Raw genomic sequence first — 21,622 nt, forward strand, 5'->3', positions numbered from 1 at the left:
GTCAAAGTCATGTTAATAATAAAGCAGGGAACATTGTTCCCTGCTTTTGGTTAATTACCAGGTATATTTCACGCCAACATTTGCCGCCCAGTTCTGGTCAACGTCGCCGCCGCCCAGGTAGTTAGCATCTGAATAAGCGCTGAACTTCTTGGTAAAGTTAAACTGCGCACCAGCGCCAACGCGAACCGCTGAGCCTTTAACGCCGTTATCGATATTATCACCATTTACATTCGCATCATTGCCAGCATCGTCATACACGTAGGCAAGTTTGAAGTAAGGAGTGAGTGCCTGATCGTCGCTGTAGCTGAAGGTATAACCGGTATCAAGACCCAGTTCATAACGCATGCTGTCATAAGATTGACCATCCATACGCATGTCGTTGCTCAGACGATAGTCATCACCAGACTGGAACAGACCTGAAATTGAACCGTACGGAGTCACGTAACCCGCCGCGTTGTATTTCCAGTCATAACCCAGTTTCAGACCAAAGCCCCAGGCATCGTTAGCAGAGCTGCCGTCAACATACTCACCGTTACTCATGTTCGCGGTCAGGTCATTATTGAAGTGGCTGTAGCTCATGTTGCCATCGAGGAACACGTTGTTGTTCCAGCGAGCAGAAGAGTAGATATAGGCAGACTGGCTATCCTGATCAACCTGACCTGAATGGTCGCTCATGTCACCTTTCGCAAAGCCTGCCGCAGCGCCGACAATCCACTTGGCATAGTTACCGTCAATCTGGGTATCCAGACCGACCATGATGCCATTGACATCCTGATCGTAATTGATGGTGCCATTGTTGCCGTCGAAGTTGCCGCCGAAGTAGCTCACCCACGCGCCGCCGTCATCAGCCAGGCCATGACGTGCGTTGCTCAGACGTGTTCCCAGGGTATCCTGTTGCAGATTCCAGATATTGGTATTCGCAGAAGGAATGCTCAGCGCCATATTAGCGTAATCAGTCAGCTCACGCTGTTCCAGAACAACGGTATCGCCGGTCTGTTTGGCCTGATAGGTGTAGGCACCCAAATCGGCCTTATTTGCCGCAGTAAAGGTTGCTGAGGTATCCGCATTATTGTCATAAACACGAATCAGTTCGTTACCTTTGTAATCGGCAACAGAACCGGCACCGGTCGCATTGTTAATACGAACTTTGTAGTTACCTGCCACATCGCCATTCACAGCCAGATGACCATCTGAGTTCATCGCGACAACACCGTAACCGTAATTCGCCTGAGAACGGTCGTTGGTATGACCATTGGTCATGTCGCCGTTAAGAACGTAGTCGCGGCTGTCGATGTTGAAGGTACCGCCATTGGTCAACTGAAGATCAGCCGTGTCCAACTGGCCCAGACCCAGATTCAACTGCGCGTTACCGTCAACGTTTACGCTATTTGCATATAGTTCAGCGGTTTCTTCCGTCAGGCTCAGGGTGCTGTAGCTGTTCAGATTAACGCTGTCAGCCGCAACAAAGCCGTTATCGCCAATTTGCATGTCAGATGCGTTGTTCAGCGTGATGCTATCAGAGACCAGATCAGAGCTTTCAACGTTCACCTGAGAAGCATTGTTCACGGTAAGGGTATCGATCAGCGACGCTTTGCGGGTATCCCACTCTGAACCATGATCCAGGGTGACATTAAACAGGCCGCTCTGATAAACCTCGTTGCCCACAACGTGACCATCTTCATTGAATGCCGTATCGGTATTATCAATGCCGTACGTCGAGCTCGGCCACAGGCTGTTTGCCGAGATGTCATACAGTGTTGCGGTGGCATCGGTGCCAGCAGCAAAACTGTCGTTAATGCCATCAGCATCGGTATCAACCTGATGAACCGACATCGCTGCGCCGACCCATTTGCTGCCATTATCAAGGGTCAGATCCAGGCGGTCAGTGCCATCCCAGCCGTTGGTATCAGGGGTTGAATCCGTATCACGGTAGGAATCTGCGCCGTTCGGGAAGAAGTTTTCGTCAAAGTTGCTTGAGAATACAACATCACCGGTCAGCGTAGAGTTGCTGAACGTCGCCGTCGTCTGCATCGCGTTATCGGCAGCAGGGTTAGCGATAACAGCCAGTGCGACGTCATCTGCGGTCATTTCGTTCGCATAATCGCTGGCGTTACCTGTGCGGCCAAACCAGCCTTCGGTGCCTTCGTCACTCAATGAACCGGACGTCACGACCGAGTCTTTAACAACGATGTTGTTATTAAACACTTCACTGCTGTTTACGCCGGTATCCACGGTATTATCGTTAACATCTTCCCACTCATAACCCTGAGTCAGCGTAATACCCGCGACATGAGAGTTATTCTGAATAGTCAGGTCAACTTCCTGATCAAGTGTAATGGCAGTACCCAGATTATAAACATCATAAACATGAGAATCAGCCGTACCATCAGCATTAGTACCGTTATAAGTATAATGCTCGTAATTATCATCAATCGTTGAGTTATCAACATTCAATGATAAACGATCGTAAACATACCCCTCCGCAGTACGATTATCACAATCTGCTGTCATACATTCAGATGTAATCATACCGTGAATAGTGCTATTGCTAATATTCAGTGTATTTTGATTGGTGCTTGATGAAAGGCCATCATCAAGGTAGTAGGTTGAAATAACGCCGTTAACGACCGAGTTATTAATAACAGGATAAATATCACCGTTATAGAGACTATCCGTATCGTAATTATTCCAGCCTACGTACCCCTGGTAGTAGACGCCATCGGCCGTGGTCGCGTCATTAAAGTGGGTAAAAGTCTCATAGGTGGTATTAGAGATATCGGTGCCCGCATTTGCCTGAGAAGCGATTGCTAATGCGCAGGCTACGGTTAATTGTGATACGACAAGTTTATTTTTCCACGAGTGCATTCGTCATCCCTCCTCAGGGACGTAATTTATGTTGATCCATCAATACAAATTAAATTTGCGGAGGAATTATGCTTTCCTGTTACATGAAAGTTCAATTATTCTCTTTGAAAAGTTCGAATACGGACAAATCTCATCAAGCTTAATAAACAAAACAAGAAGAAATAATCAAAATCACCTAAAGATATTTATCATGCAAATAAAACAACCAGCCTTTATATAATATTCATATTAATACCTTCATTAAACAATACAATTTCATTTGTTATTTCCAGGGCAATAATTTTTCGATAACCGGAGAACATCTCAAAGACATAACCACCACTTTAGTGAAACATCTGGCTAATAAATCGGATAAACTGTTCTGATTGTCCCATTAACATCAGGCCTATCATGACAGAGTTGACAACACGCCCTCGCCGCCTGCGCAAATCCGCTGCGCTGCGCGCCATGTTTGAAGAGACATCACTGACCCTTAACGATCTGGTGCTGCCTATCTTTGTAGAAGAAGAAATTGATGACTATAAGGCCATCGAAGCGATGCCTGGCGTCATGCGTATCCCGGAAAAGCACCTTGCCCGTGAGATTGAACGCATTGCCAACGCGGGTATTCGTTCGGTGATGACCTTCGGTATTTCTCACCACACCGACGCCACCGGTAGCGATGCATGGAAAGAAGATGGCCTGGTGGCGCGCATGTCCCGCATTTGTAAGCAGACCGTGCCAGAAATGATTGTTATGTCGGATACCTGTTTCTGCGAATACACTTCGCACGGCCATTGCGGCGTACTGTGCGATCACGGCGTGGATAATGACTTAACGCTGGCAAATCTCGGTAAACAGGCGGTCGTTGCGGCGGCGGCAGGGGCAGATTTCATTGCGCCTTCCGCAGCAATGGATGGACAGGTTCAGGCCATTCGTCAGGCTCTGGATGCGGCCGGATTTACCGACACAGCCATCATGTCCTACTCCACGAAATTCGCTTCATCGTTCTACGGCCCGTTCCGCGAAGCCGCTGGCACCGCGCTGAAAGGCGATCGTAAAACCTATCAGATGAACCCACTGAACCGCCGTGAAGCGATTCGCGAGTCGCTGCTCGACGAAGCGCAGGGCGCAGATTGCTTAATGGTGAAACCGGCAGGCGCCTATCTCGATATTCTGCGTGATATCCGCGAACGCACTGAATTGCCGATTGGCGCGTATCAGGTCAGCGGGGAATACGCGATGATCAAGTTTGCAGCTCAGGCAGGCGCGATTGATGAAGAGAAAGTGGTTCTGGAAAGCCTGGGCGCGATTAAACGCGCGGGTGCTGACCTGATCTTCAGCTATTTCGCCCTCGATCTCGCCGAAAAGAAAATCCTGCGTTAATGTTCAGGCCCGGCATCACGCATCGCCGGGCCTGTTTCTTTCTCAGAATATTACCCCACACGATAAAAAGGCTTATCCCCTAATATCGTCGCACGGTGCATGATGCGTCGCTGCGGCAGATAGTCGGCATTGGCATAATGCTGCGTCACCCGGTTATCCCAGATTGCCACATCATCCTGCTGCCAGCGCCAGCGCACCTGAAACTCCGGTTTGGTGACGTGAGCAAACAGGAAGCTCAGCAGCGCCTCGCTCTCTTTATCCGCGACATCCACAATTCGGGTGGTAAAGCCTTCATTCACAAACAGCGCCTGCTTGCCCGTAACGGGATGCGTGCGCACAACGGGATGCCGAAGCGGCGGATTTTTTGCCACCGCGGTCAGCCATCGTTGATGTTCATCTTCCGTCTTCAGATGTTTCCATTCCGGGAAAGATTTGCGGAAATCATGCTCGGCCTCTAATCCATTCAGCAGGGCTTTAAAGGGAGCAGAAAGCGCCTCGTAAGCCGCAACTCCACTGGTCCAAAGCGTATCACCGCCGGTTTCCGGTAGCTGCTTTGCCGCCAGGATCGCCCCGGCGGGTGGCGTGTCGATAAAGGTCACATCGGTGTGCCAGTTATCGTTATCCGGTGGATTATTATCGTGCGTATCGAGCACAATAATTTCTTCCACACCTTCCGCGTGTGGATAGACTGGATGAATATGCAGATCGCCAAATCGATGCGCCAGCGCTCGCTGCTGCTGAGGAGTAATCGGCTGTTCACGCAGAAAAACCACCTTATGACGCAGTACCGCATGGTATAGCTGCTCAAACTGGTTATCGCTTAACGGACGGCTCAAATCCAGCCCCGACACCTGCGCGCCAATGTACGGCCCTAACGGGCGGATGCTCAAACGTTCACTCATGCCACTTCTCCATGCCACGGCGTCAGACGGCGTTGCAACGCCCGCAGACCCAGTTCTAAAGCGAAGGCGATAACGGCAATCACCGCGATCCCTGCCAATACCACATCTGTTGCCAGAAACTCCCCGGCGGATTGCACCATAAACCCTAAACCTCGCGTGGCGGCGATTAGCTCTGCTGCCACCAGCGTTGACCAACCCACACCAAGCCCGATACGTAACCCGGTGAGGATCTCCGGCAGCGCGCCCGGCAAAATAACGAACCACAAAATTTGCACCCGACTGGCCCCTAGCGACTGCGCGGCACGCAGGCGAACCTGCTGCGCACTTTTTACGCCAGCCAGCGCCGACATCGCCACCGGGGCAAAAATCGCCAGATAGATCAGCAGAATTTTGGATGTTTCGCCGATACCAAACCAGATAACCATCAGCGGCAGATAAGCCAGCGGCGGGATCGGGCGGTAAAGCTCAATCAGCGGATCGAGAATGCCGCGCACCGTCGGGCTTAGCCCCATAGCAATCCCGACAGGGATCCCGATGATGACGGCCGCCAGCAACGCAATCAGAATACGCGTCAGGCTTGCCGCCAGATGCTGCCAGAGCGTCGCATCCATAAATCCTTGCGGCCCGGCGATGGTGAGCAGTTTTTGCAGCACCTGGCCCGGCGGCGGCAGAAACAGCGGCGCGATGAGTTGTAACGCCGTCACCGCCCACCACAGCGCAAGCAGCACCGCCAGCGTTGAAATGCTCAACGTTAACTGGCGTGAGAGCGGCCAATGCCAGTTGAACGTCAGACGACGCGGTTTGTCGTTCGCCACAAGACTCATGAGAAGGCCTCCCGATGTTCAAAGACGCGACTCAGCACGTATTCGCGCTGGGCGATAAACTGTGGATCAGATTTGATGCTGCGAGAAGATTCTCCGGCGACAAAACGGCGGGCAAAATCCAGCGACAGCCGCTCAGTCACCCTTCCCGGCCCGGCAGAAAGCAGCACCAGATCGGTCGCCATGAACACGGCTTCTTCAATATCATGGGTGATCAACAGTACCTGTTTACCGGTTTCATGCCACAGACGCAGCAGTAAGGTTTGCATCTGTTCGCGGGTGAAGGCATCCAGCGCGCCGAACGGTTCATCGAGCAGCAGCAACTGTGGATCTGCCGCCAGCGCGCGAGCAATGCCAACTCGCTGACGCTGACCGCCGGAAAGCTGCCAGATGAAGCGTTTCTCCGCGCCTTCTAACCCCACCTTTTTGAGCATCGTACGGGCGATTTCCTGTCGTTCAGGCTTGCTCATCCCCGCCAATTGCAGACCGAAAGCAATGTTGTCCTGCACATTGCGCCACGGCAGCAGACCTTCATTCTGGAACACCACACCGCGTTCAGCCCCAGGTCCCTCAACGGGCACACCATTCAGGACAATGCTGCCAGCGTGATATGGCAAGAACCCAGCGACCAGATTCAGCAACGTCGTTTTACCACTGCCCGACGGACCAAGAACCACCAGCAGTTCACCGCGATCGACGCTGAGCGAAATATCGTCAAGCACCGGTTTTCCGCCGTAATCCGCGCTGAGATGGGAGATTTGCAGCATCGTGGCCTCCGCTATTTCACAAATTTGTCAGTCACGTACTGGCTGTAATCGGCCGCCACCGCGGGCACTTTGCCCTGCTCTTTCAGGAACTGCGCGGTGTCGACAATCGCTTTATTCACCGGGCCGTTAAGTTGCTGCGCCTGCTGATCGGCGGTGAGATAGGTATTGCCTTTTACCAGACCTGCGACATCCGCCTCCGGCACGCCGCTCAGCTTCGCTAACTTCTGCACATTTTCCTGCTGTTGCAACCAGCTATCCGGGTTATCGATATATGGGCGCTGCGCTTCAAGGGCGCTGCGAGCAAAGGCTTTTACGATCTCAGGATGTTGTTGGGCGAAATCTTTGCGTACCACCCACACATCAAGCGTTGGCGCCCCCCATTGACCCACTTTGGAAGAATCCGTCAACACAGTGCCCTCTTTTTCGAGCGCATTCACCGCAGGTGCCCAAACATAGGCCGCGTCAATATCTCCACGCTGCCAGGCCGCGACGATAGCTGGTGGCTGTAAGTTCACGATTTGCACCTGATTGGGTTTAATTCCCCAGTGTTTCAGGGCTGCCAGCAAGCTGTAATGGGTGGTTGAAATAAAAGGAACCGCGATACGTTTGCCGATAAGGTCTTCCGGCTTGCTGATGCTCTTTTTCACCACCAGCGCTTCTGAGTTACCGAGCTGCGAGGCCAGCAGGAATACCTCAATCGGCACTGCCTGACTGGCAGCAACAGCCAGCGGGCTGGAGCCAATATTGCCAATCTGCACATCACCCGACGCCAGCGCGCGCACTACACTCGCGCCGCTGTCGAACTTACGCCAGTCGACGGTCGCCCCGCTTTCTTTTGCGAAGGTGTTATCTGCTTGCGCGACCTTAGCCGGCTCGGCTGATGTCTGATACGCGACGGTGACATTCACCGCCTGCGCCTGGAAGGTGATGAAGGCCAATGCGGCCAGGAATGAAAGATGCGATGTGCGTGCCATGGTGTCTGCTCCCCTTGTTGTCATGGGCGCAGTATTTCTGGCAGCGGTGATTTGATAAAGGAATTAAAAAATCTGGCTAATGCCAATCTGTTTTTAGAAAAAAATCGGCAAAGCTTAGTCGTTTAACGCACCAGCGACAGTTTACCGCGCCGAGGTGAAAGCAGCGGATACCGTGTGGTAATCAGAAAAAGAAAGGGTCGCCAGGCCATGATGTTCTCCTGCGGGTCTTTCTTTCAGCATGCTGTCGGACGACCAGTGCCGCCGTCAGCCAAAAGCCTGAACTTTTGCAGGGGATTCACCCTTTCGTCTCAGTGCCACAGACAGACCTTCTTCATTATCTGTAAATACGGCCCCCGCCTGGAATTAAATACTTCTTTTCCGATTATTTTATTGAACAATTCCTTTTGGGTTTAAATTTCAACCACCCACTTAATGCACCCTCGCCGAATAAATCAAATAACCAATAAGTTCAATTTATTTTTGGATGTATAAGAGTTTGTTCGGGTTTGACTTTTATGATTTTATGTAGACTGAAGGATATTATTATCCCATTTAATTTTGATTGTTTTTATTCTTCCTGGAGTTTTGAACATGACCCTGGACTACGTCGCGCTGGCAATATTGGCTGCTGTTATTATCATTTTATTTTATGGAATTATCGCCATTCACGATATTCCTTACGAAATCGCGAAGGAACGCAATCATCCTCATCAGGATGCCATCCACTACGCGGGCTGGGTAAGCCTGTTTACGCTGCACGCACTGTGGCCGTTCTTGTGGATTTGGGCAACGCTGTGGCGTGAAGACCGTGGCTGGGGCATGCAACAAATCAGTGAAGACAATCATGCCATTCATCATCAGATGAACCATTTACTTATTCAGATAGATCAGCTGAAAACCGAAATTAGCGATATGAAAAAATCAGCGATGGTCACTCCAATGCAGGCAGCACCTAAGGAGAATAAATAATGGAAACGTTATTACTGCTTTGCTATGCGGCTCTGTGTGTCGTTATCTTTAAGGTTTTCCGCATTCCTCTGAATAAGTGGACCGTACCCACTGCGGTGCTGGGAGGGATTATTTTTATCTCTCTGATTATTCTTGTCATGAACTACAACTATCCGTTCAGCGATATGGGTAAACAAGCCTACCGCACCGTGCCTATTGTTTCGCAGGTTCGCGGCCGGGTTATTGATGTGCCTGTGAAGCCGAACGTCATGTTGAAAGAAGGCGATGTGCTGTTCCGCATCGATCCTACGCCTTTCCAGGCAAAAGTTGACGATCTGCGTGCCCAGGTGAAAGAAGCCAGCCAGAATGCACTGTCTCTCGACTCAGGGTTGAGTGAAGCGCAGGCCGAGCTCAGTAAAGCTATCGCTGACCGTGATAAAGCGCAGCGCGAGTTTGCACGTTATAACGAAGGCCATGCCAAAGGCGCGTTTTCCGACCAGATGGTAGATACCCGCCGCCAGACCTACAAAGCGACTGAAGCAGCCGTTGTCGCCGCAAAAGCACAGGTCGAGCAGGCAAAAAACAACCTGAATTCGGTCGTAAACGGTCAGAATACCAAAGTCGCGTCGCTGTTAGCGCAACTGCGAAAAGCGGAATTTAAACTTGAAAATACCGTGGTTCGCGCCCCGTCTACAGGCTATGTCAGTAATGTCGGTCTGCGTGATGGCACGATGTCCACCGCGCTGGGTCTGGCTCCGGTCATGACCTTTGTGCCGGTTGATGCCGATTCTCAAAGAACCTATGTCGCCGCCTTCCGTCAGAATTCTGTTCAGCGACTGAAACCGGGCTATAAAGCAGAACTGCTGTTCCCGTCGATTCCGGGTACGGTGTTTAGTGGGGAAGTCGTTGAAGTGTTGCCTGCGATTGGTGAAAGCCAGTTCCAGGGCCAGGGTCGACTGCTCACCACCGCCGACGTTGCCAGCCAGGGACGCGTACTGGTTCGCGTGAAAGCCAACGATCCACGACTGGATGATTACCAGCTACCGCAGGGTACGCAGGTAGAAATCGCTGTCTATTCAGGGCATTTCAAAGAGTTGTCACTGATTCGTAAGATTTTGATTCGAATGACCAGTTGGGAAAACTACGTCTTCCTCGATCATTAATCCGATTCCCCTCCCCTTCGGGAGGGGATTTTCACACCCCGTCCGGCAAGCCGCTGATCTTGTCACGACCGGTATTTTTCGCCTCATACAGCGCCGCATCAGCCTCTGCTAACACTTCGCTTAATTCCCGATGCCAACCCGACGCGACACCAAAACTCGCAGTAATCGAAAAGACCTCACCCTCAGGGCTTTCGAAACGCAACTGGCGAATTTCATTCTGAATACGTGTGGTGTATCCGGTCACATCTTCATGGCCTGGAGTGCGGAAAACAACGGCAAATTCCTCACCGCCTAAACGCCCAATCACGTCCCCCGGACGACTGAATTTTTTCAGCGTTGTCGCCAGCGCCACCAACACTTTGTCGCCAGTCGGGTGTCCCCAGGTATCATTAATTTTTTTGAAGTGGTCGACATCCATCATGATGAGCCACGCGGGATATTCGCGGTTAGCCTGCAACAGCAAATTTCCCGCCAGTTCATTGAACGCCCTGCGGTTAAACAGATGGGTCAGTGGATCCTCTTCAGACTGGCGCTGCAATTTTTTGCTTAGCTTCGTCTGTTCCCGCAGTTGATTACCCAAAGTGCCGAGTGAAGAAAACAGCACCTGAACCTCTTCGGCGGTGCCGTCGTCCATCAGTGTGTCCTGATGTTTGCCAGCAATGATCGCCGCGGCTATTTGATTAAGACGCAAAATCGGCTGAAGCACGCGAGAACGCACGTAGAAAATAAGCATTGTCGTCAGCACACAAAGCATTATCAGAATCACGATGACCATCACCAGGCGCAACAACGCCTGTTTTTCAGCATTAACGTAGTGCTTTTTAACGCCTGTGAGATAGGTATTTAGCAGTTCATCAAACGAGGTCAAACTGTCGTGATATCGCACGGCAAAATTCTCTGCGTCGACGCTGTAAGGCTTTCCGTTCACACTTTCGTCTTGCAATTGATTAATCAGCGCAATGCCTTGTGATTCGAATTGCTGACGCATCGTATCTAATTGCATCTGAAAACCGGGTAAATAATTCGCTTCTTCGCCCTGCGTGCGTAGCAGCCACCAAAGCACATCGATACGCTCCATCCCCCGACTCAACGCTTCAAGATTGCTCAGTGGAATGGGAGTATGAGTTGCCAGTGGGATCAAAAGCTGAGAACCAATCCGGCCCGTGACATCACGTAATTCGCCTAAGGATTGGGAGCGTAAGATTGGCCCTAGCGCTGACGGCTCCAGACGCAAAAACTCCGAAGTATGACGAAAAAGCGCTTCGTGATAGAAATCCGTCGCTGACACCATGGCACTAATCGCGATTTGGGCATGATGCGGATCACTCAGCACCGCTACCCGGTAATGATCCACACTCTCGCGAGAACGCTTGAGCTGGTCCAGCGTTGCCATTAACAACGCCGGGGAGAGCAAATCCTGTGGAATTTTTTTGAGATCACGGTCCACCATGCGGCGACTGGCCTCAAGGGATTTCCAGGCCTGTGCTTTACTCACCGCAGGGCTCAACACCAGTTCATTGGCATAGGCGCGCTCGCTTGCCAGGTCGTTTGAAACCTGAAGCACATGATAAAAATTATCAAACTGCACAACATCATCGTGCGCAGTATGCCAGGCCGTCCATGAAACCGACAGTAACCACCATGACAGAATTGACGTCAGCACAATGCTGGCGATAGCCGATCCCCATAGGTAACGAAGAACGTTGGACGGCGATGAGGCTTTTTTAAGATTTTTCATTACACAGCCAGGCCACAAAGGTCAGCAAAGAACAGCAGATGAAAGTAAGTCTATCGCAGCAAGGGGGCATCCGGACAGTTTTGTGGATGATTTTTCGGCTGATTCAGTGTTATTCATCAGCAAAAATGACATTTCTCGCGGAGAACTCGCGGCGCATGTGGAGGATAGCTGCCAGAGCAATCTGCAATCCCGACTCGGAATGCAGCGTTCCCTGCGCAGCCATCGCACCTAAGAGGCTAAACGCATTGTGTCAGGCATGAACAGTCGGTTTCGCCTCGGGCTTCACCTGTGCATTTTCCAGCATCCGGCGCACAGGGACAATCAGCACAGCCAATACCGCAGCGCAAATCAGCAGCGCAATGGAACAACGCGCGAAGAGGTCTGGCAGCATATCCAACTGATCGGCTTTCACATGCCCGCCGATCAGGCCCGCCGCCAGGTTGCCCAGCGCACTGGCACAGAACCACAGGCCCATCATCTGACCGCGCATTCTTTCCGGTGCCAACAGCGTCATCGTTGCCAGACCAATCGGGCTGAGGCACAGTTCACCGAGCGTCAGCATCAGGATACTGCCCACCAGCCACAGCGGCGACACACCCGCCCCGCCGTTGCCCAGTACATCTTTTGCTGCCAACATCATCAGACCAAAGCCCGCTGCGGCGCACAAAATGCCGATCACGAATTTCGTCATGCTGCCCGGACGCACATTTTTGCGCGCTAACATCGGCCATGCCCAACTGAATATCGGTGCGAGGATGATAATGAACAACGCGTTGATCGACTGGAACCACACGGCAGGAATTTCAAAATCGCCGATCATGCGGTTGGTATAATCGTTCGCGAAGAGGTTAAAGGATGTCGGTTTCTGTTCAAATGCGGACCAGAAGAAAGCCGCGGAAACCAGCAGGATAAAGCAGACCAATAGCCTGGCGCGCTCTTTACGATTCAGCCCGGCAAACACAAACAGATAGATAAAGTAGAGCGCAACAGAAGCTGCAATCACGTAAACCAGCATGCTGGCCACCGCGACAGGGTTAATCACGATAACGCCTTTCGCAATCAGCGTAACGATAACGGCAACGCCTACTGCTAGCGCCAGCAACCATCCGCCTACACCGTTTTTCTTCGCCACCGGGCTGTTCCAGGTAGAGTCCAGCCCCACTTCGCTGTCGTAGCGTTTCATCGCCGGAACGGCAAACAGGCGGAAGATCACCAGCGCCACCAGCATACCGATACCGCCTATCCCAAAGCCCCAGTGCCAGCCGTGCGTTTTTATCAGCCAACCGGAGATCAGCGGCGCGATAAACGAGCCCATATTGATGCCCATATAGAACAGCGAGAAACCACCATCACGGCGCGCATCGCCCTTCTTATACAGCGTCCCGACCATCACCGAGATACAGGTTTTGAACAGACCAGAGCCGAGGACGATGAACATCAGACCGATAAAGAACAGCGTATCGCCCATAAAAGCAGACAGCGCGATCGACAGATGACCCAGCGCAATTAAAATCGAACCGTACCAGACCGCTCTCTGTTGTCCGAGCCAGTTATCCGCCAGCCAGCCACCCGGCAACGCCGCCAGATACATACTGCCCGCGAAAATACCCACGATTGCCGATGCGTTCTCACGCGCCAGCCCCATCCCGCCGTCATACACGGTGGCGGCCATAAACAGGATCAGTAATGGGCGAATGCCGTAAAACGAAAAGCGTTCCCACATTTCCGTGAAGAACAGCGAACCGAGTGGATAAGGATGACCGAAGAAAGTTCGGCTTTCGTTTTGGTGAGCAGAGGAATGCATAAATTCTCCCAAAGAGATGTGTCATGGTATTTGCAAACGCCGGAATGCGTGCCGACCATTTCTGATGTTGGTCGATCGTTCACATCCAGCAAAAAGTTATTTAACCATTTGATAACCAGATGCTGGTTTTGTCTAGTGCCAATCATGGGGGTTTAAGATGAAAAGTCGACGGTTATCTACTTTTGCAGTTTTTTAGTTGGTCTGGATGGAATAAAGATTGACTTCGGTGAGCTGATTTTACGCCCTCTTTTTCCAGCGCAACGCATCGGCCACCAGCGCGAAAGCCGCAGGCAAATGCTTGCGACTCGGGTAGTAAAGATAATACCCCGGAAAACGCGGACACCAGTCAGTAAGAACAGACACCAATTGTCCTGACTCAACCTGCTTTTCGACAAGATCAAACGGGACGTAGGCAACGCCAGCCCCATCCAGTGCTGCCTGAATCATGAGAAAGGTATTGTTGAAAACGGTTTGCCCTTCCACCCGAACATTCATTTGCTGGCCACTCTTTTCAAACTCCCAGGCATATAGCGCGCCATGGGTAGGTAGCCGCAAGTTGATGCAGTTGTGTTCCATCAGATCGGTAGGAAGCATCAGCGCAGGGCGGCCTGAAAGATAGTCAGGCGAAGCAATAACCGCCATCTGAACGTCCGGGGTAATACGCGTGGCAATCATATCTTTATCCACCTGATCGCCCATTCGCACACCGGCATCAAATTGCTGGGCGGCGATATCCGTTAGTTCATATCCCACGCTGAACTCAACGTTTAAGTTCGGATATTCTTTTAACAACGGCAACAGCCGAGGCCAAAGCGCAGTCAAAATCGCGTGATCGTTAGCGGTAATTCTCACTGTTCCAGCAGGTTTGTCATGGGAATCGCGCAGTGAAATCAGCTCGGCTTCGATTTCGTCGAGCCGTGGGCCGAGCACATTTAGCAGACGATTTCCGGCATCCGTGGGGGAAACGCTTCGAGTGGTACGAATCAATAATCTGACGCCCAGACGTTCTTCAAGGCCCAAAATAGCATGGCTTAATGCAGAACGGGAGACCCCGAGCCGAGCCGCGGCCTGAGTAAAACTATGCGTTCTCGCGACCGCCACAAAAGCCTGTAAATCGTTGAGTTTTTCTTTCACTTTCATTGGTGAATTTTTTGCACTAGTTCATACACATTTGGCCACCTTATCATTTAATCAACCTTTGCATACACTTTCTCCCACACCTTAATCCTGCTTATCGTGGTGTTTAGTACGCCCATGCAGGTATCCCGGAAAAGAGAAAACTGATGAAAGATAAATTTGATGGCAACGGTATATTCCCCAAAGGCCCTAAAAATGAGGCCTATGCGTACTATTTCCAGGGAACAAGCTACCTGAGCATGCTCTCCACAGAAGGCGTCAACATCGGCAACGTAGTCTTTGAACCTGGCTGTCGTAACCACTGGCATATTCACCATAAAGGCGGTCAGATCCTACTGGTCACGGGGGGTAGCGGTTGGTATCAGGAATGGAATAAACCGGCGCAGAAACTGGTCGCAGGCGATGTCGTTAACATTCCTGCAGGCACAAAGCACTGGCATGGCGCCGCCAAAGAGAGTTGGTTTGCACACCTTGCCGTCGCGGTTCCGGCGGAAGGTTCATCCAATGAATGGCTCGAACCAGTTTCTGATGAGGATTACTGTCAGCTGCCTTAATATTTTAGGTACGGCGCAACAGTACAAACGAGAAACAAAGCATTATAAACAACGTGATTACGGACGGTTGAAAAGAGTTTGAAATGGTGCGATAATAGGAACCAATAAAAAACATTATCATTATGATTTTATTGATAAAAATAAAATCGAAAAATAATTCTATACACACAGCTATACACATTAACGGATGCGTTCATTTTTCATACGAACTAAAGAATAGAAAAAAACTTAATTTTTGGCAAAACTGTTCACACTGTTCACTAAGCATTTTTACTTATAATATTCATATAGTTATGTGGTGAATGATTGGTGAACAGTGAACACTTTACTGTTCACTGTTGCTACCATACAAAAAAATGGCCCTCCGCTAGGTAAGACGATGCACCTATGGGCTGGCCAAGCTTCTTATACCCAGTCCCATTCAACATAATTTATAATTGGAGATAGGTAGAAGTACTGTTCTTATTTTTTCATGTAAATGGACAATGGGATACTGTTCCTGCATATCTTTTAGTCGACATTTAAAATTCCTGTGCGTAAATGATGACTGTGTCGTGTGCATCGATAACTGAAGCATTCTTATACAATACTTCCAACTCATCACGTGATAGCTCCCTAGAACCGACTTTACCCCTATTAAATAGCTCTTCAAATAATTCTGCTGAAAGTGACACCTCTTTTACTTTATCATATTCAAGTATTTCACCACCTTGCTTTCCTTTTGATTTACAGTCATTTATTCTACAGATAGGAAGGTGTTCGCCTGTGGATATGAATGTTTGATCTGCATGTTGCAACTTGTCAGTTGGTCTCAAGAATCCTGCGCAACAAGGGAATCTATAAGTATTATCTCCTTCTTGATGGGAGCAAATGTTATTTCCACAGGTAAATCCCTTCATTTTATCTATTTGATCTTTCACTCTACGATCTGATATATATAACTTCTTATTCTCCCATATTTTATACTGAACAACGACCACACTTATCCTCCCTGACCTCTCATTATGTCGCTCATATATTATATCTGCGCCAGTAATATGCTCCGGTCTATCTGGATGTAGCACACGAAGCCTTAGGTAATTACCATCGGGCAACTCAAAGTCTTTACAGGCATGTCCTTTCGATAATTCTGGGAGATTTCTGTCAACATTGTAAGCATCTCTGAAAATCAGTTGATTTTCAGAATGTGATTTTATCTCCAATTCAGATTTTGCCTTTAAAAGCTGAGCCAATCTTCTCTTAAGCTGATCGGATTTTTGTTTATCATCTCTGTTTTTTTTAGCTATTGATATGAGTGATTCATAATCTTCGATATCCGTTAAAACAAGTTCCAGCGCAGTAATAGGGGTCTCATTCTTTATTGATCTGAGCTCAGCTTTTTGACGATATTCCTTAGTAGTATCACTCTCACGCTCCCGTCTTAAAAGACTATGTTCTGGACCGAGTAGTTCAGGATAAAGAACCCCGCCTAAATCTAATGCATTGTCGTATGTAGATTTACTCATGCTGCCTTTTGAAGCGATCTTTATCATACCTCTTATTGCATTTAGCGCTATCCATTCTTGGTTGATTCTGTCATCACTATTATTCATTATAGCTCTCCTTAATCATTGGTTTTCTCGTAATCGATTCGAATAGGGTTACTGCCAAGTAATTGAATAAATTTTTCCCGTAAAGAAAATTGATTCTTTAACCATTAATTTTGTCAAACAAACACATGTGACAATATAAAAGCAATCCACGATCTCAACCTCTCTCAACAAAAATCAAAATAATATTAATCACTTAAACAATTGATAGCAATTACTTGATGGAGATCCTCTGCTGCTCACTTTGCCAATTTCAGACAAAAAAAGACCGGCTAATGCCGGTCCGGGTAGGTTAAATCGCTGTGGTTTCATCACATCGGGGTAGCCAGTCGGCATTGCTTTCATCCCGGAGCGCGAGATTCGTCTGCATCCCCTGATTTGTTCGCCGCTTGCCATAATTCAGCCCGTACTCTTTCAGCATCGATGACAGCCCTTTGCCGAACATGGTCAGGCTTAGCGTGTTCTTGTAGCCGTGCGCCTCCATATAGACCAGGTAGGCGTGATACAGATACAGGCGCGGCTGTCGCGGGATGATATTCGCATTCCCCATGTACATACCTTCAGGCTCGGGTAGTGCCTCCAGATAGCCACAAAAATCGAATGTCGGGTCAGCGTCACGCTTGATACTGAGCGCCTCGTCAGAGTTCTGCTGAGACTGGAGCAAGGTGCGCGCCGTCATCGGGTCGCTGAATTTCTGCATTAGCTGGCGCACAATGACCGCCAGTTCACGGGCAATTTTAACTTTCAGCTTCGGATCTCGTTCTTCCGGGGCAATTTGTTCCGGGAAGTGCATAATCACCCGACGGCGCGACACACCGCCGCTGCGGTCGGTGAAGCGCATCGGGTTATTGTTCACGGCCAGTATCACCGCCGGGATATGCGTCGAATACGCATCGCGGTATTTCGGGTCAACGGATACCGCATCACCCCCGGTGATAGCCTTTAGCCCGGCACCGTCACCGCTCCACTTCTCCTGGTCAGGCAGACGTATCAGCGAGAAGCCAATCAGGGCCGCGCGCTCGCGTGGGGATTCCAGCGTTTCAATGGTTGCTGACGTGGCGTTATCCTCTCCGGCCAGCATAGTCGCAATTTCGGCGAGAATGCTTTTCCCGCTGCCGCCGGGACCGGTCACCTCCAGAAAGAGCTGCCAGTCGTAGCGGTTCGCCAGCACCATAAACAGTGCGGCGAGAATAATGTCGCGTTTTTCTGCCCGGTAACCGGCGGCCCGGTCGAGCCAGCGCCAGAAGTTCGGCGCATGGCTTTCCAGTGTTTCGCCCTCGACTGGTGGCGTGAAATCGACATCACACAGGGTACGCAGCCAGTGTGATTTGCTGTGCGGGCTGAATATGCCAGTGCCGGTATCGAGCACACCGTTGCGAAAGCCAATCAACCGCCGAGCCGGGGAATCCTGCTGCGGAATTATCAGTTTCAGGGTATCCACAACCGAGGCAATTTTCCCCGACGAGAACGGCGCTCGCAAACGCTGGAATAGCCCGGCCACATCACGCGCAAAATCTGACGGCGGGATGATTTTCCATATCCCGGCTTCATAGCGTGACAGGAGCTGGCCGTTCGCATCCACCGCCAGCGACTCGCCGTAATGCTCAAGTACCCGCATCGCCTTTTCGCTGGTACTCATGGCGGTAAATTCGGCCTCGCTCATGGTACAGAAAGGACTCTCTCCCGGTGGCCGGATAGCGTCATAAATCGCTTTACACGTGGCATCCTCTCCCCTTTGCATAAACGCATCATTCCAGTCACCGAAGACTGGAGGCAGTGCAACGATTCCCTCACAGGCCTCTGCGGCCGAAACGGCTTTGGCCTGGCCGTCGCCGCTGAGGTCACGGTCGGCCGCGAGCACAATCTGACATGCAGGGTGCTTTTGTCGGGCAAGGCTCGCCAGAGAAAGAAGATTCACGGAAGACAGCGCCACCATGATCGTTTCACCGGTCAGGTGATGCACGGTGAGTGCGGTCGCATAGCCCTCTGCTATCCACAGGCGTTTTCCGGCCTGTTTTGTCCCTTCGATAATATGGTATGCCCCTTTGACCTGACCGCCTTTCAGGGTGCGCTTGAGACCGTCAGCGTTAATGAGCTGAACATTAACCAGCACACCGGTTCCGTCCTGCAATGGCACGATTAAATCCCCTGCGCGATAGCTCACGCCGCCGGTTTTGTGCGTAGTGGTCAGCGTCAGGCATTCCCGCGCGGGGAAACCCTTGCGGGTCAGGTACGCATTACCTGTCACCGTGCGGGTTTTCTCCATTAACACTACGCTCAGCGCGGCCGCTGCTTTGCGGTCGGCTTCCGTTCCGGCTTCTGCGGCCGCAATCACTTCCGGGGCAACCGGCGACAGATTACCGGTCAAGGCGTTCACCTTTCCGGCGGCCTCTGAGGCAGATACATCGAATACCCTCTCAACCAGTTTCAGACCATCACCCGCACCGCACTGGTTACAGAACCACGTGCCGCGCCCCTCTTTGTCATCGAAGCGAAAACGGTCAGAACCGCCGCACACCGGGCAGGCCTGATGGCGGTTTTTAATCACCTTCACACCCAGCGCAGGGAGAATACGCGGCCAGTGGCCGCACGCCTGTTTGACGGTTTCCGTGACGTTCATTTTCATGGCAATTTCTCCCTCAGTGCCGTGCCGGTGGGGTGATATGGCGGGCGCACAGTTCATCCATCACAACCAGCCCGAGAAAGGACAGTGACGGCGTGGCCTTGAGCGGCCCGGCTTCCATTAAATCTTCCAGCAAGGCACAGGCGATCTGACGGCCCGTTTCCTCGCCGTGCTGGCGTAAATAGAAGCCCTCCAGCTCGATAGTCATAGCGCTTTCCAGCGTGTCGAGAGTAAGCAGCGGATAGCGATGCTGATGTTCACAGACGGTCAGCCAGGCACAGGCGACCGCGCGACGATATAGCGCAACACGTAAAACAGGGGTTAACTGATCAGCCATCATTTGTCTCCTGAGGACGTGCGTATTCCTGCGCGAATACGCACAATTCATTTTTGTTGTCAGTTTTTAACTACAGATACTGGTGGTAATCGTTATCCGGTTTTATTTCCGGTTCGGGCCGGGAAATATCCCGCCATACTCGCGGCACCGGTGCGAGCCGCTTCACCGGTAGTCTGTCAGCCGGGTAATTGTCGAGATTTTTATCCCGCCATTTTTGCAATATCGGGTCAGCGGCTATTTCTTTCAGAACCGAATGGCGATTGGCCGGGCTGCGTTTAAATATATCCGGGCTATAGCAGGTAAATTCCCGCATAAAACGCCCGAGGGGTATTTCGGTAATACGCCCATCGGAAATAATACGGATAAGAATGGTGTACGTCCCGCGGAAAGGATTCCAGACTATCGCCGGGCAGCGGTATGGCATTTCCCACGGAATACCGTCGGCCAGAACGCCCACCACGCATACGTCAGGAAACCCTTCTGAGCGGAACAGTTCGCCCGGCTGCGGGAAATCAAACATGCTCCACCTCCTGGGTAGCGAGAAAATCACGGCACAGCCCTTTATCTTTCAGCTCTTCCAGCACATAGCTGATGTCCTCGTGGAGATAACTGAAAATCTGCGGCAGCCAGAGCTGTTGCAGGCCGTTTATCTCACGGCGAAGTAAATCTCCTCCGACAAACTGCGAGACGGCACTGGCGCGATTGAGTTTCTGGTAGGCCTCAATGCTGAGGTGTGCCTGCAAGGCGGCATCACGACACGTGGAGAGGGTCTGAGTGAGGTGTTCAGAATGCATGTGATACCTCCGCAACCGGCAGACGGGCGGCAAGAGAAAGCACATATTCACGCACGAGTGAACGGCGGGCCGTGCGCTCATCACCGGCCACGGTACGGAGCATACAGATACGGGGTTTACGGTCTGCGCGACGGACAGCGGCAAACACAAAGACAAATTTGTGGTGTGACGGGGTTGGGATCGTAGCCATGAAGGCAGTCTCCTTGAAGTAGCGGTTATTGCCACCACCGGAGTTCCTACACTCATGGGTGGTAGCCCGGACGGGGGTAGGAATACCGGCCTTCAAGGAAACCGGCCAGCCCGAAGGCTGCCCCGCCCGGGCCACCATTATCTGAGTTAAGCCGAGGTGGAAACACCACAGCCCCAAAATTGGGTGTGCCTGAGCAACGACGTAAAAAAAGACGCATGGCGCGTCTGGTGTCGCCTTGAAGTAACACGGGTTCCTACGCCCGGCTGCCGATTTTGCGACAGCGAGAAAACTGTACCAGGAAAGAGACAACAGATGCAAGCCAGAAAGAGGGGCTTTTTGTAAAGCAGTCATCGTCATGCGTCGTAGCTCCTGTTACGGGCTGCGATCCGCTCAGCCATCCACGCCGTAATTTCAGAGTGCAGCCACGCAACATTTTTACCGCCGAGCGAAACTTGCTGCGGGAAGGCTTCACGACTGATGAGATCGTAAATAGTGGAGCGCGAAATGCCGCACAGGTGCATCACTTCCGGCAGGCGCAGAAAACGCTCAGGAAAGACGCCAGATACAGGCATCAGTGGCGTGGCAGGAGTTGAAGCTGGAGAAGAAAAAGCTGTTTGCATAAGGCTACCTCATAAAGTCCATACAGAGCCGGGCATATCCATCCGGCATCAGGTAGCGCTCTATTTTGTGAATATTTTTCTCCTTTGCAACAGTGGCAATCAGGCCGACAATAAAAACGAACAGAGTAATATTTGCTCAGCCCGACTCTAATTAGCGCCAGAAGCCTTTAGAAGCAATTGGTAATTATTAAAGTGAAATGCCAATAGTTTTTATCAAAAAAAAGCCATTAATTAATAGGCTGTAAATTCAAAAATTTACACTCAGTACTTTTAGCTCAGTGAACAGTAGTGAACACCTGGTGAACACTTCATCGTCAACTGTTCACTCTGTAACTTACTGTATTACCTTCTTTTAATTTCCAGTGAACAGTAGTGAATAGTTATAAGTAAAAAAACAAACAGAAACAGGTTTTTCCGGAGACCTTTCTCTG

19 protein-coding genes are annotated in these 21,622 nt (G+C 50.9%); 4 read left to right on the forward strand and 15 right to left on the reverse strand.

What is annotated here, in order from left to right; translation table 11 throughout:
- Positions 1–54: 54 nt before the first annotated feature.
- Entirely contained in the window at positions 55–2,865 is a 2,811-nt protein-coding gene (locus VH187_RS17590) for an autotransporter outer membrane beta-barrel domain-containing protein (protein WP_329702749.1), read from the reverse strand.
- Between the two features lie 390 nt (positions 2,866–3,255).
- On the opposite strand from VH187_RS17590, the gene hemB reads away from it, so the two are divergent.
- Complete coding sequence (gene hemB, locus VH187_RS17595) at positions 3,256–4,230, forward strand: porphobilinogen synthase (RefSeq protein ID WP_329702750.1); 975 nt, start codon at positions 3,256–3,258, stop codon at positions 4,228–4,230.
- A 50-nt stretch (positions 4,231–4,280) separates the two neighbouring features.
- On the opposite strand, the gene tauD is transcribed toward hemB, so the two are convergent.
- Genes tauD through tauA form a run of 4 tightly spaced genes read right to left on the reverse strand, consistent with a single transcriptional unit; the run spans position 4,281 to position 7,694 of the window.
- Positions 4,281–5,132 (reverse strand): taurine dioxygenase, encoded by an 852-nt coding sequence (gene tauD / locus VH187_RS17600; protein WP_329702751.1) that lies wholly within the window; start codon positions 5,130–5,132, stop codon positions 4,281–4,283.
- Positions 5,129–5,956, reverse strand: coding sequence for a taurine ABC transporter permease TauC (gene tauC / locus VH187_RS17605; protein WP_329702752.1), 828 nt, complete (start codon positions 5,954–5,956; stop codon positions 5,129–5,131). Before tauC ends, tauD begins: the two co-directional genes overlap by 4 nt.
- Complete coding sequence (gene tauB, locus VH187_RS17610; RefSeq protein ID WP_329702753.1) at positions 5,953–6,720, reverse strand: taurine ABC transporter ATP-binding subunit; 768 nt, start codon at positions 6,718–6,720, stop codon at positions 5,953–5,955. The genes tauC and tauB overlap by 4 nt, the downstream gene beginning before the upstream one ends.
- A gap of 11 nt (positions 6,721–6,731) precedes the next feature.
- On the reverse strand, positions 6,732–7,694 hold the full coding sequence (tauA, locus tag VH187_RS17615) for a taurine ABC transporter substrate-binding protein (protein WP_329702754.1): 963 nt from the start codon (positions 7,692–7,694) through the stop codon (positions 6,732–6,734).
- Positions 7,695–8,285: 591 nt separating this feature from the next.
- Between tauA and VH187_RS17620 the strand changes: the two genes are divergently transcribed.
- Complete coding sequence (locus tag VH187_RS17620; RefSeq protein WP_329702755.1) at positions 8,286–8,663, forward strand: DUF3302 domain-containing protein; 378 nt, start codon at positions 8,286–8,288, stop codon at positions 8,661–8,663.
- Positions 8,663–9,805 carry an HlyD family secretion protein gene (locus tag VH187_RS17625; protein ID WP_329702756.1) on the forward strand — a complete coding sequence of 381 codons (1,143 nt, stop codon included), beginning with the start codon at positions 8,663–8,665 and terminating at the stop codon, positions 9,803–9,805. Before VH187_RS17620 ends, VH187_RS17625 begins: the two co-directional genes overlap by 1 nt.
- A 31-nt stretch (positions 9,806–9,836) precedes the next feature.
- On the opposite strand, the gene VH187_RS17630 is transcribed toward VH187_RS17625, so the two are convergent.
- The 3 genes from VH187_RS17630 to VH187_RS17640 all read right to left on the reverse strand — a co-directional run bounded on the left by VH187_RS17630 (position 9,837) and on the right by VH187_RS17640 (position 14,487).
- Positions 9,837–11,543, reverse strand: a complete 1,707-nt coding sequence (locus VH187_RS17630) for a GGDEF domain-containing protein (RefSeq protein WP_329702757.1) — start codon at positions 11,541–11,543, stop codon at positions 9,837–9,839.
- A 250-nt stretch (positions 11,544–11,793) separates the two neighbouring features.
- Positions 11,794–13,347 (reverse strand): peptide MFS transporter, encoded by a 1,554-nt coding sequence (locus VH187_RS17635; protein WP_329702758.1) that lies wholly within the window; start codon positions 13,345–13,347, stop codon positions 11,794–11,796.
- A gap of 237 nt (positions 13,348–13,584) precedes the next feature.
- On the reverse strand, positions 13,585–14,487 hold the full coding sequence (locus VH187_RS17640; protein WP_329702759.1) for a LysR family transcriptional regulator: 903 nt from the start codon (positions 14,485–14,487) through the stop codon (positions 13,585–13,587).
- Positions 14,488–14,630: 143 nt separating this feature from the next.
- On the opposite strand from VH187_RS17640, the gene VH187_RS17645 reads away from it, so the two are divergent.
- Positions 14,631–15,038, forward strand: a complete 408-nt coding sequence (locus VH187_RS17645; RefSeq protein WP_329702760.1) for a cupin domain-containing protein — start codon at positions 14,631–14,633, stop codon at positions 15,036–15,038.
- A 521-nt stretch (positions 15,039–15,559) separates the two neighbouring features.
- On the opposite strand, the gene VH187_RS17650 is transcribed toward VH187_RS17645, so the two are convergent.
- The 7 genes from VH187_RS17650 to VH187_RS17680 all read right to left on the reverse strand — a co-directional run bounded on the left by VH187_RS17650 (position 15,560) and on the right by VH187_RS17680 (position 21,191).
- Complete coding sequence (locus VH187_RS17650) at positions 15,560–16,630, reverse strand: hypothetical protein (protein ID WP_329702761.1); 1,071 nt, start codon at positions 16,628–16,630, stop codon at positions 15,560–15,562.
- A gap of 289 nt (positions 16,631–16,919) precedes the next feature.
- Entirely contained in the window at positions 16,920–19,253 is a 2,334-nt protein-coding gene (locus tag VH187_RS17655; protein ID WP_329702762.1) for a primase-helicase zinc-binding domain-containing protein, read from the reverse strand.
- Positions 19,254–19,266: 13 nt separating this feature from the next.
- Complete coding sequence (locus VH187_RS17660; RefSeq protein WP_329702784.1) at positions 19,267–19,587, reverse strand: DUF5375 domain-containing protein; 321 nt, start codon at positions 19,585–19,587, stop codon at positions 19,267–19,269.
- Positions 19,588–19,657: 70 nt separating this feature from the next.
- Entirely contained in the window at positions 19,658–20,107 is a 450-nt protein-coding gene (locus VH187_RS17665; protein WP_329702763.1) for a hypothetical protein, read from the reverse strand.
- On the reverse strand, positions 20,100–20,381 hold the full coding sequence (locus VH187_RS17670; RefSeq protein ID WP_329702764.1) for a derepression protein: 282 nt from the start codon (positions 20,379–20,381) through the stop codon (positions 20,100–20,102). The genes VH187_RS17665 and VH187_RS17670 overlap by 8 nt, the downstream gene beginning before the upstream one ends.
- Positions 20,371–20,928 carry a host cell division inhibitor Icd-like protein gene (locus tag VH187_RS17675; protein ID WP_329702765.1) on the reverse strand — a complete coding sequence of 186 codons (558 nt, stop codon included), beginning with the start codon at positions 20,926–20,928 and terminating at the stop codon, positions 20,371–20,373. The genes VH187_RS17670 and VH187_RS17675 overlap by 11 nt, the downstream gene beginning before the upstream one ends.
- Positions 20,925–21,191 (reverse strand): helix-turn-helix transcriptional regulator, encoded by a 267-nt coding sequence (locus VH187_RS17680; protein WP_329702766.1) that lies wholly within the window; start codon positions 21,189–21,191, stop codon positions 20,925–20,927. The genes VH187_RS17675 and VH187_RS17680 overlap by 4 nt, the downstream gene beginning before the upstream one ends.
- Positions 21,192–21,622: the final 431 nt, after the last annotated feature.

The organism is Scandinavium sp. (genome assembly GCF_036271055.1).
In the GTDB taxonomy this organism is placed as follows: Bacteria; Pseudomonadota; Gammaproteobacteria; order Enterobacterales; family Enterobacteriaceae; genus Scandinavium.

Excerpts from the sequence above, each read along its gene's own strand:
- VH187_RS17670 (WP_329702764.1), bottom strand. The coding sequence starts at position 20,381 with ATGCATTCTGAACACCTCACTCAGACCCTCTCCACGTGTCGTGATGCC.
- VH187_RS17620 (WP_329702755.1), top strand. The coding sequence starts at position 8,286 with ATGACCCTGGACTACGTCGCGCTGGCAATATTGGCTGCTGTTATTATC.
- tauC (WP_329702752.1), bottom strand. The coding sequence starts at position 5,956 with ATGAGTCTTGTGGCGAACGACAAACCGCGTCGTCTGACGTTCAACTGG.
- VH187_RS17625 (WP_329702756.1), top strand. The coding sequence starts at position 8,663 with ATGGAAACGTTATTACTGCTTTGCTATGCGGCTCTGTGTGTCGTTATC.
- VH187_RS17665 (WP_329702763.1), bottom strand. The coding sequence starts at position 20,107 with ATGTTTGATTTCCCGCAGCCGGGCGAACTGTTCCGCTCAGAAGGGTTT.
- VH187_RS17655 (WP_329702762.1), bottom strand. The coding sequence starts at position 19,253 with ATGAAAATGAACGTCACGGAAACCGTCAAACAGGCGTGCGGCCACTGG.
- tauD (WP_329702751.1), bottom strand. The coding sequence starts at position 5,132 with ATGAGTGAACGTTTGAGCATCCGCCCGTTAGGGCCGTACATTGGCGCG.
- tauA (WP_329702754.1), bottom strand. The coding sequence starts at position 7,694 with ATGGCACGCACATCGCATCTTTCATTCCTGGCCGCATTGGCCTTCATC.
- hemB (WP_329702750.1), top strand. The coding sequence starts at position 3,256 with ATGACAGAGTTGACAACACGCCCTCGCCGCCTGCGCAAATCCGCTGCG.
- VH187_RS17680 (WP_329702766.1), bottom strand. The coding sequence starts at position 21,191 with ATGCAAACAGCTTTTTCTTCTCCAGCTTCAACTCCTGCCACGCCACTG.
- VH187_RS17635 (WP_329702758.1), bottom strand. The coding sequence starts at position 13,347 with ATGCATTCCTCTGCTCACCAAAACGAAAGCCGAACTTTCTTCGGTCAT.
- VH187_RS17640 (WP_329702759.1), bottom strand. The coding sequence starts at position 14,487 with ATGAAAGTGAAAGAAAAACTCAACGATTTACAGGCTTTTGTGGCGGTC.
- VH187_RS17645 (WP_329702760.1), top strand. The coding sequence starts at position 14,631 with ATGAAAGATAAATTTGATGGCAACGGTATATTCCCCAAAGGCCCTAAA.
- VH187_RS17660 (WP_329702784.1), bottom strand. The coding sequence starts at position 19,587 with ATGGCTGATCAGTTAACCCCTGTTTTACGTGTTGCGCTATATCGTCGC.
- VH187_RS17630 (WP_329702757.1), bottom strand. The coding sequence starts at position 11,543 with ATGAAAAATCTTAAAAAAGCCTCATCGCCGTCCAACGTTCTTCGTTAC.
- VH187_RS17590 (WP_329702749.1), bottom strand. The coding sequence starts at position 2,865 with ATGCACTCGTGGAAAAATAAACTTGTCGTATCACAATTAACCGTAGCC.
- VH187_RS17675 (WP_329702765.1), bottom strand. The coding sequence starts at position 20,928 with ATGACGATGACTGCTTTACAAAAAGCCCCTCTTTCTGGCTTGCATCTG.
- VH187_RS17650 (WP_329702761.1), bottom strand. The coding sequence starts at position 16,630 with ATGAATAATAGTGATGACAGAATCAACCAAGAATGGATAGCGCTAAAT.
- tauB (WP_329702753.1), bottom strand. The coding sequence starts at position 6,720 with ATGCTGCAAATCTCCCATCTCAGCGCGGATTACGGCGGAAAACCGGTG.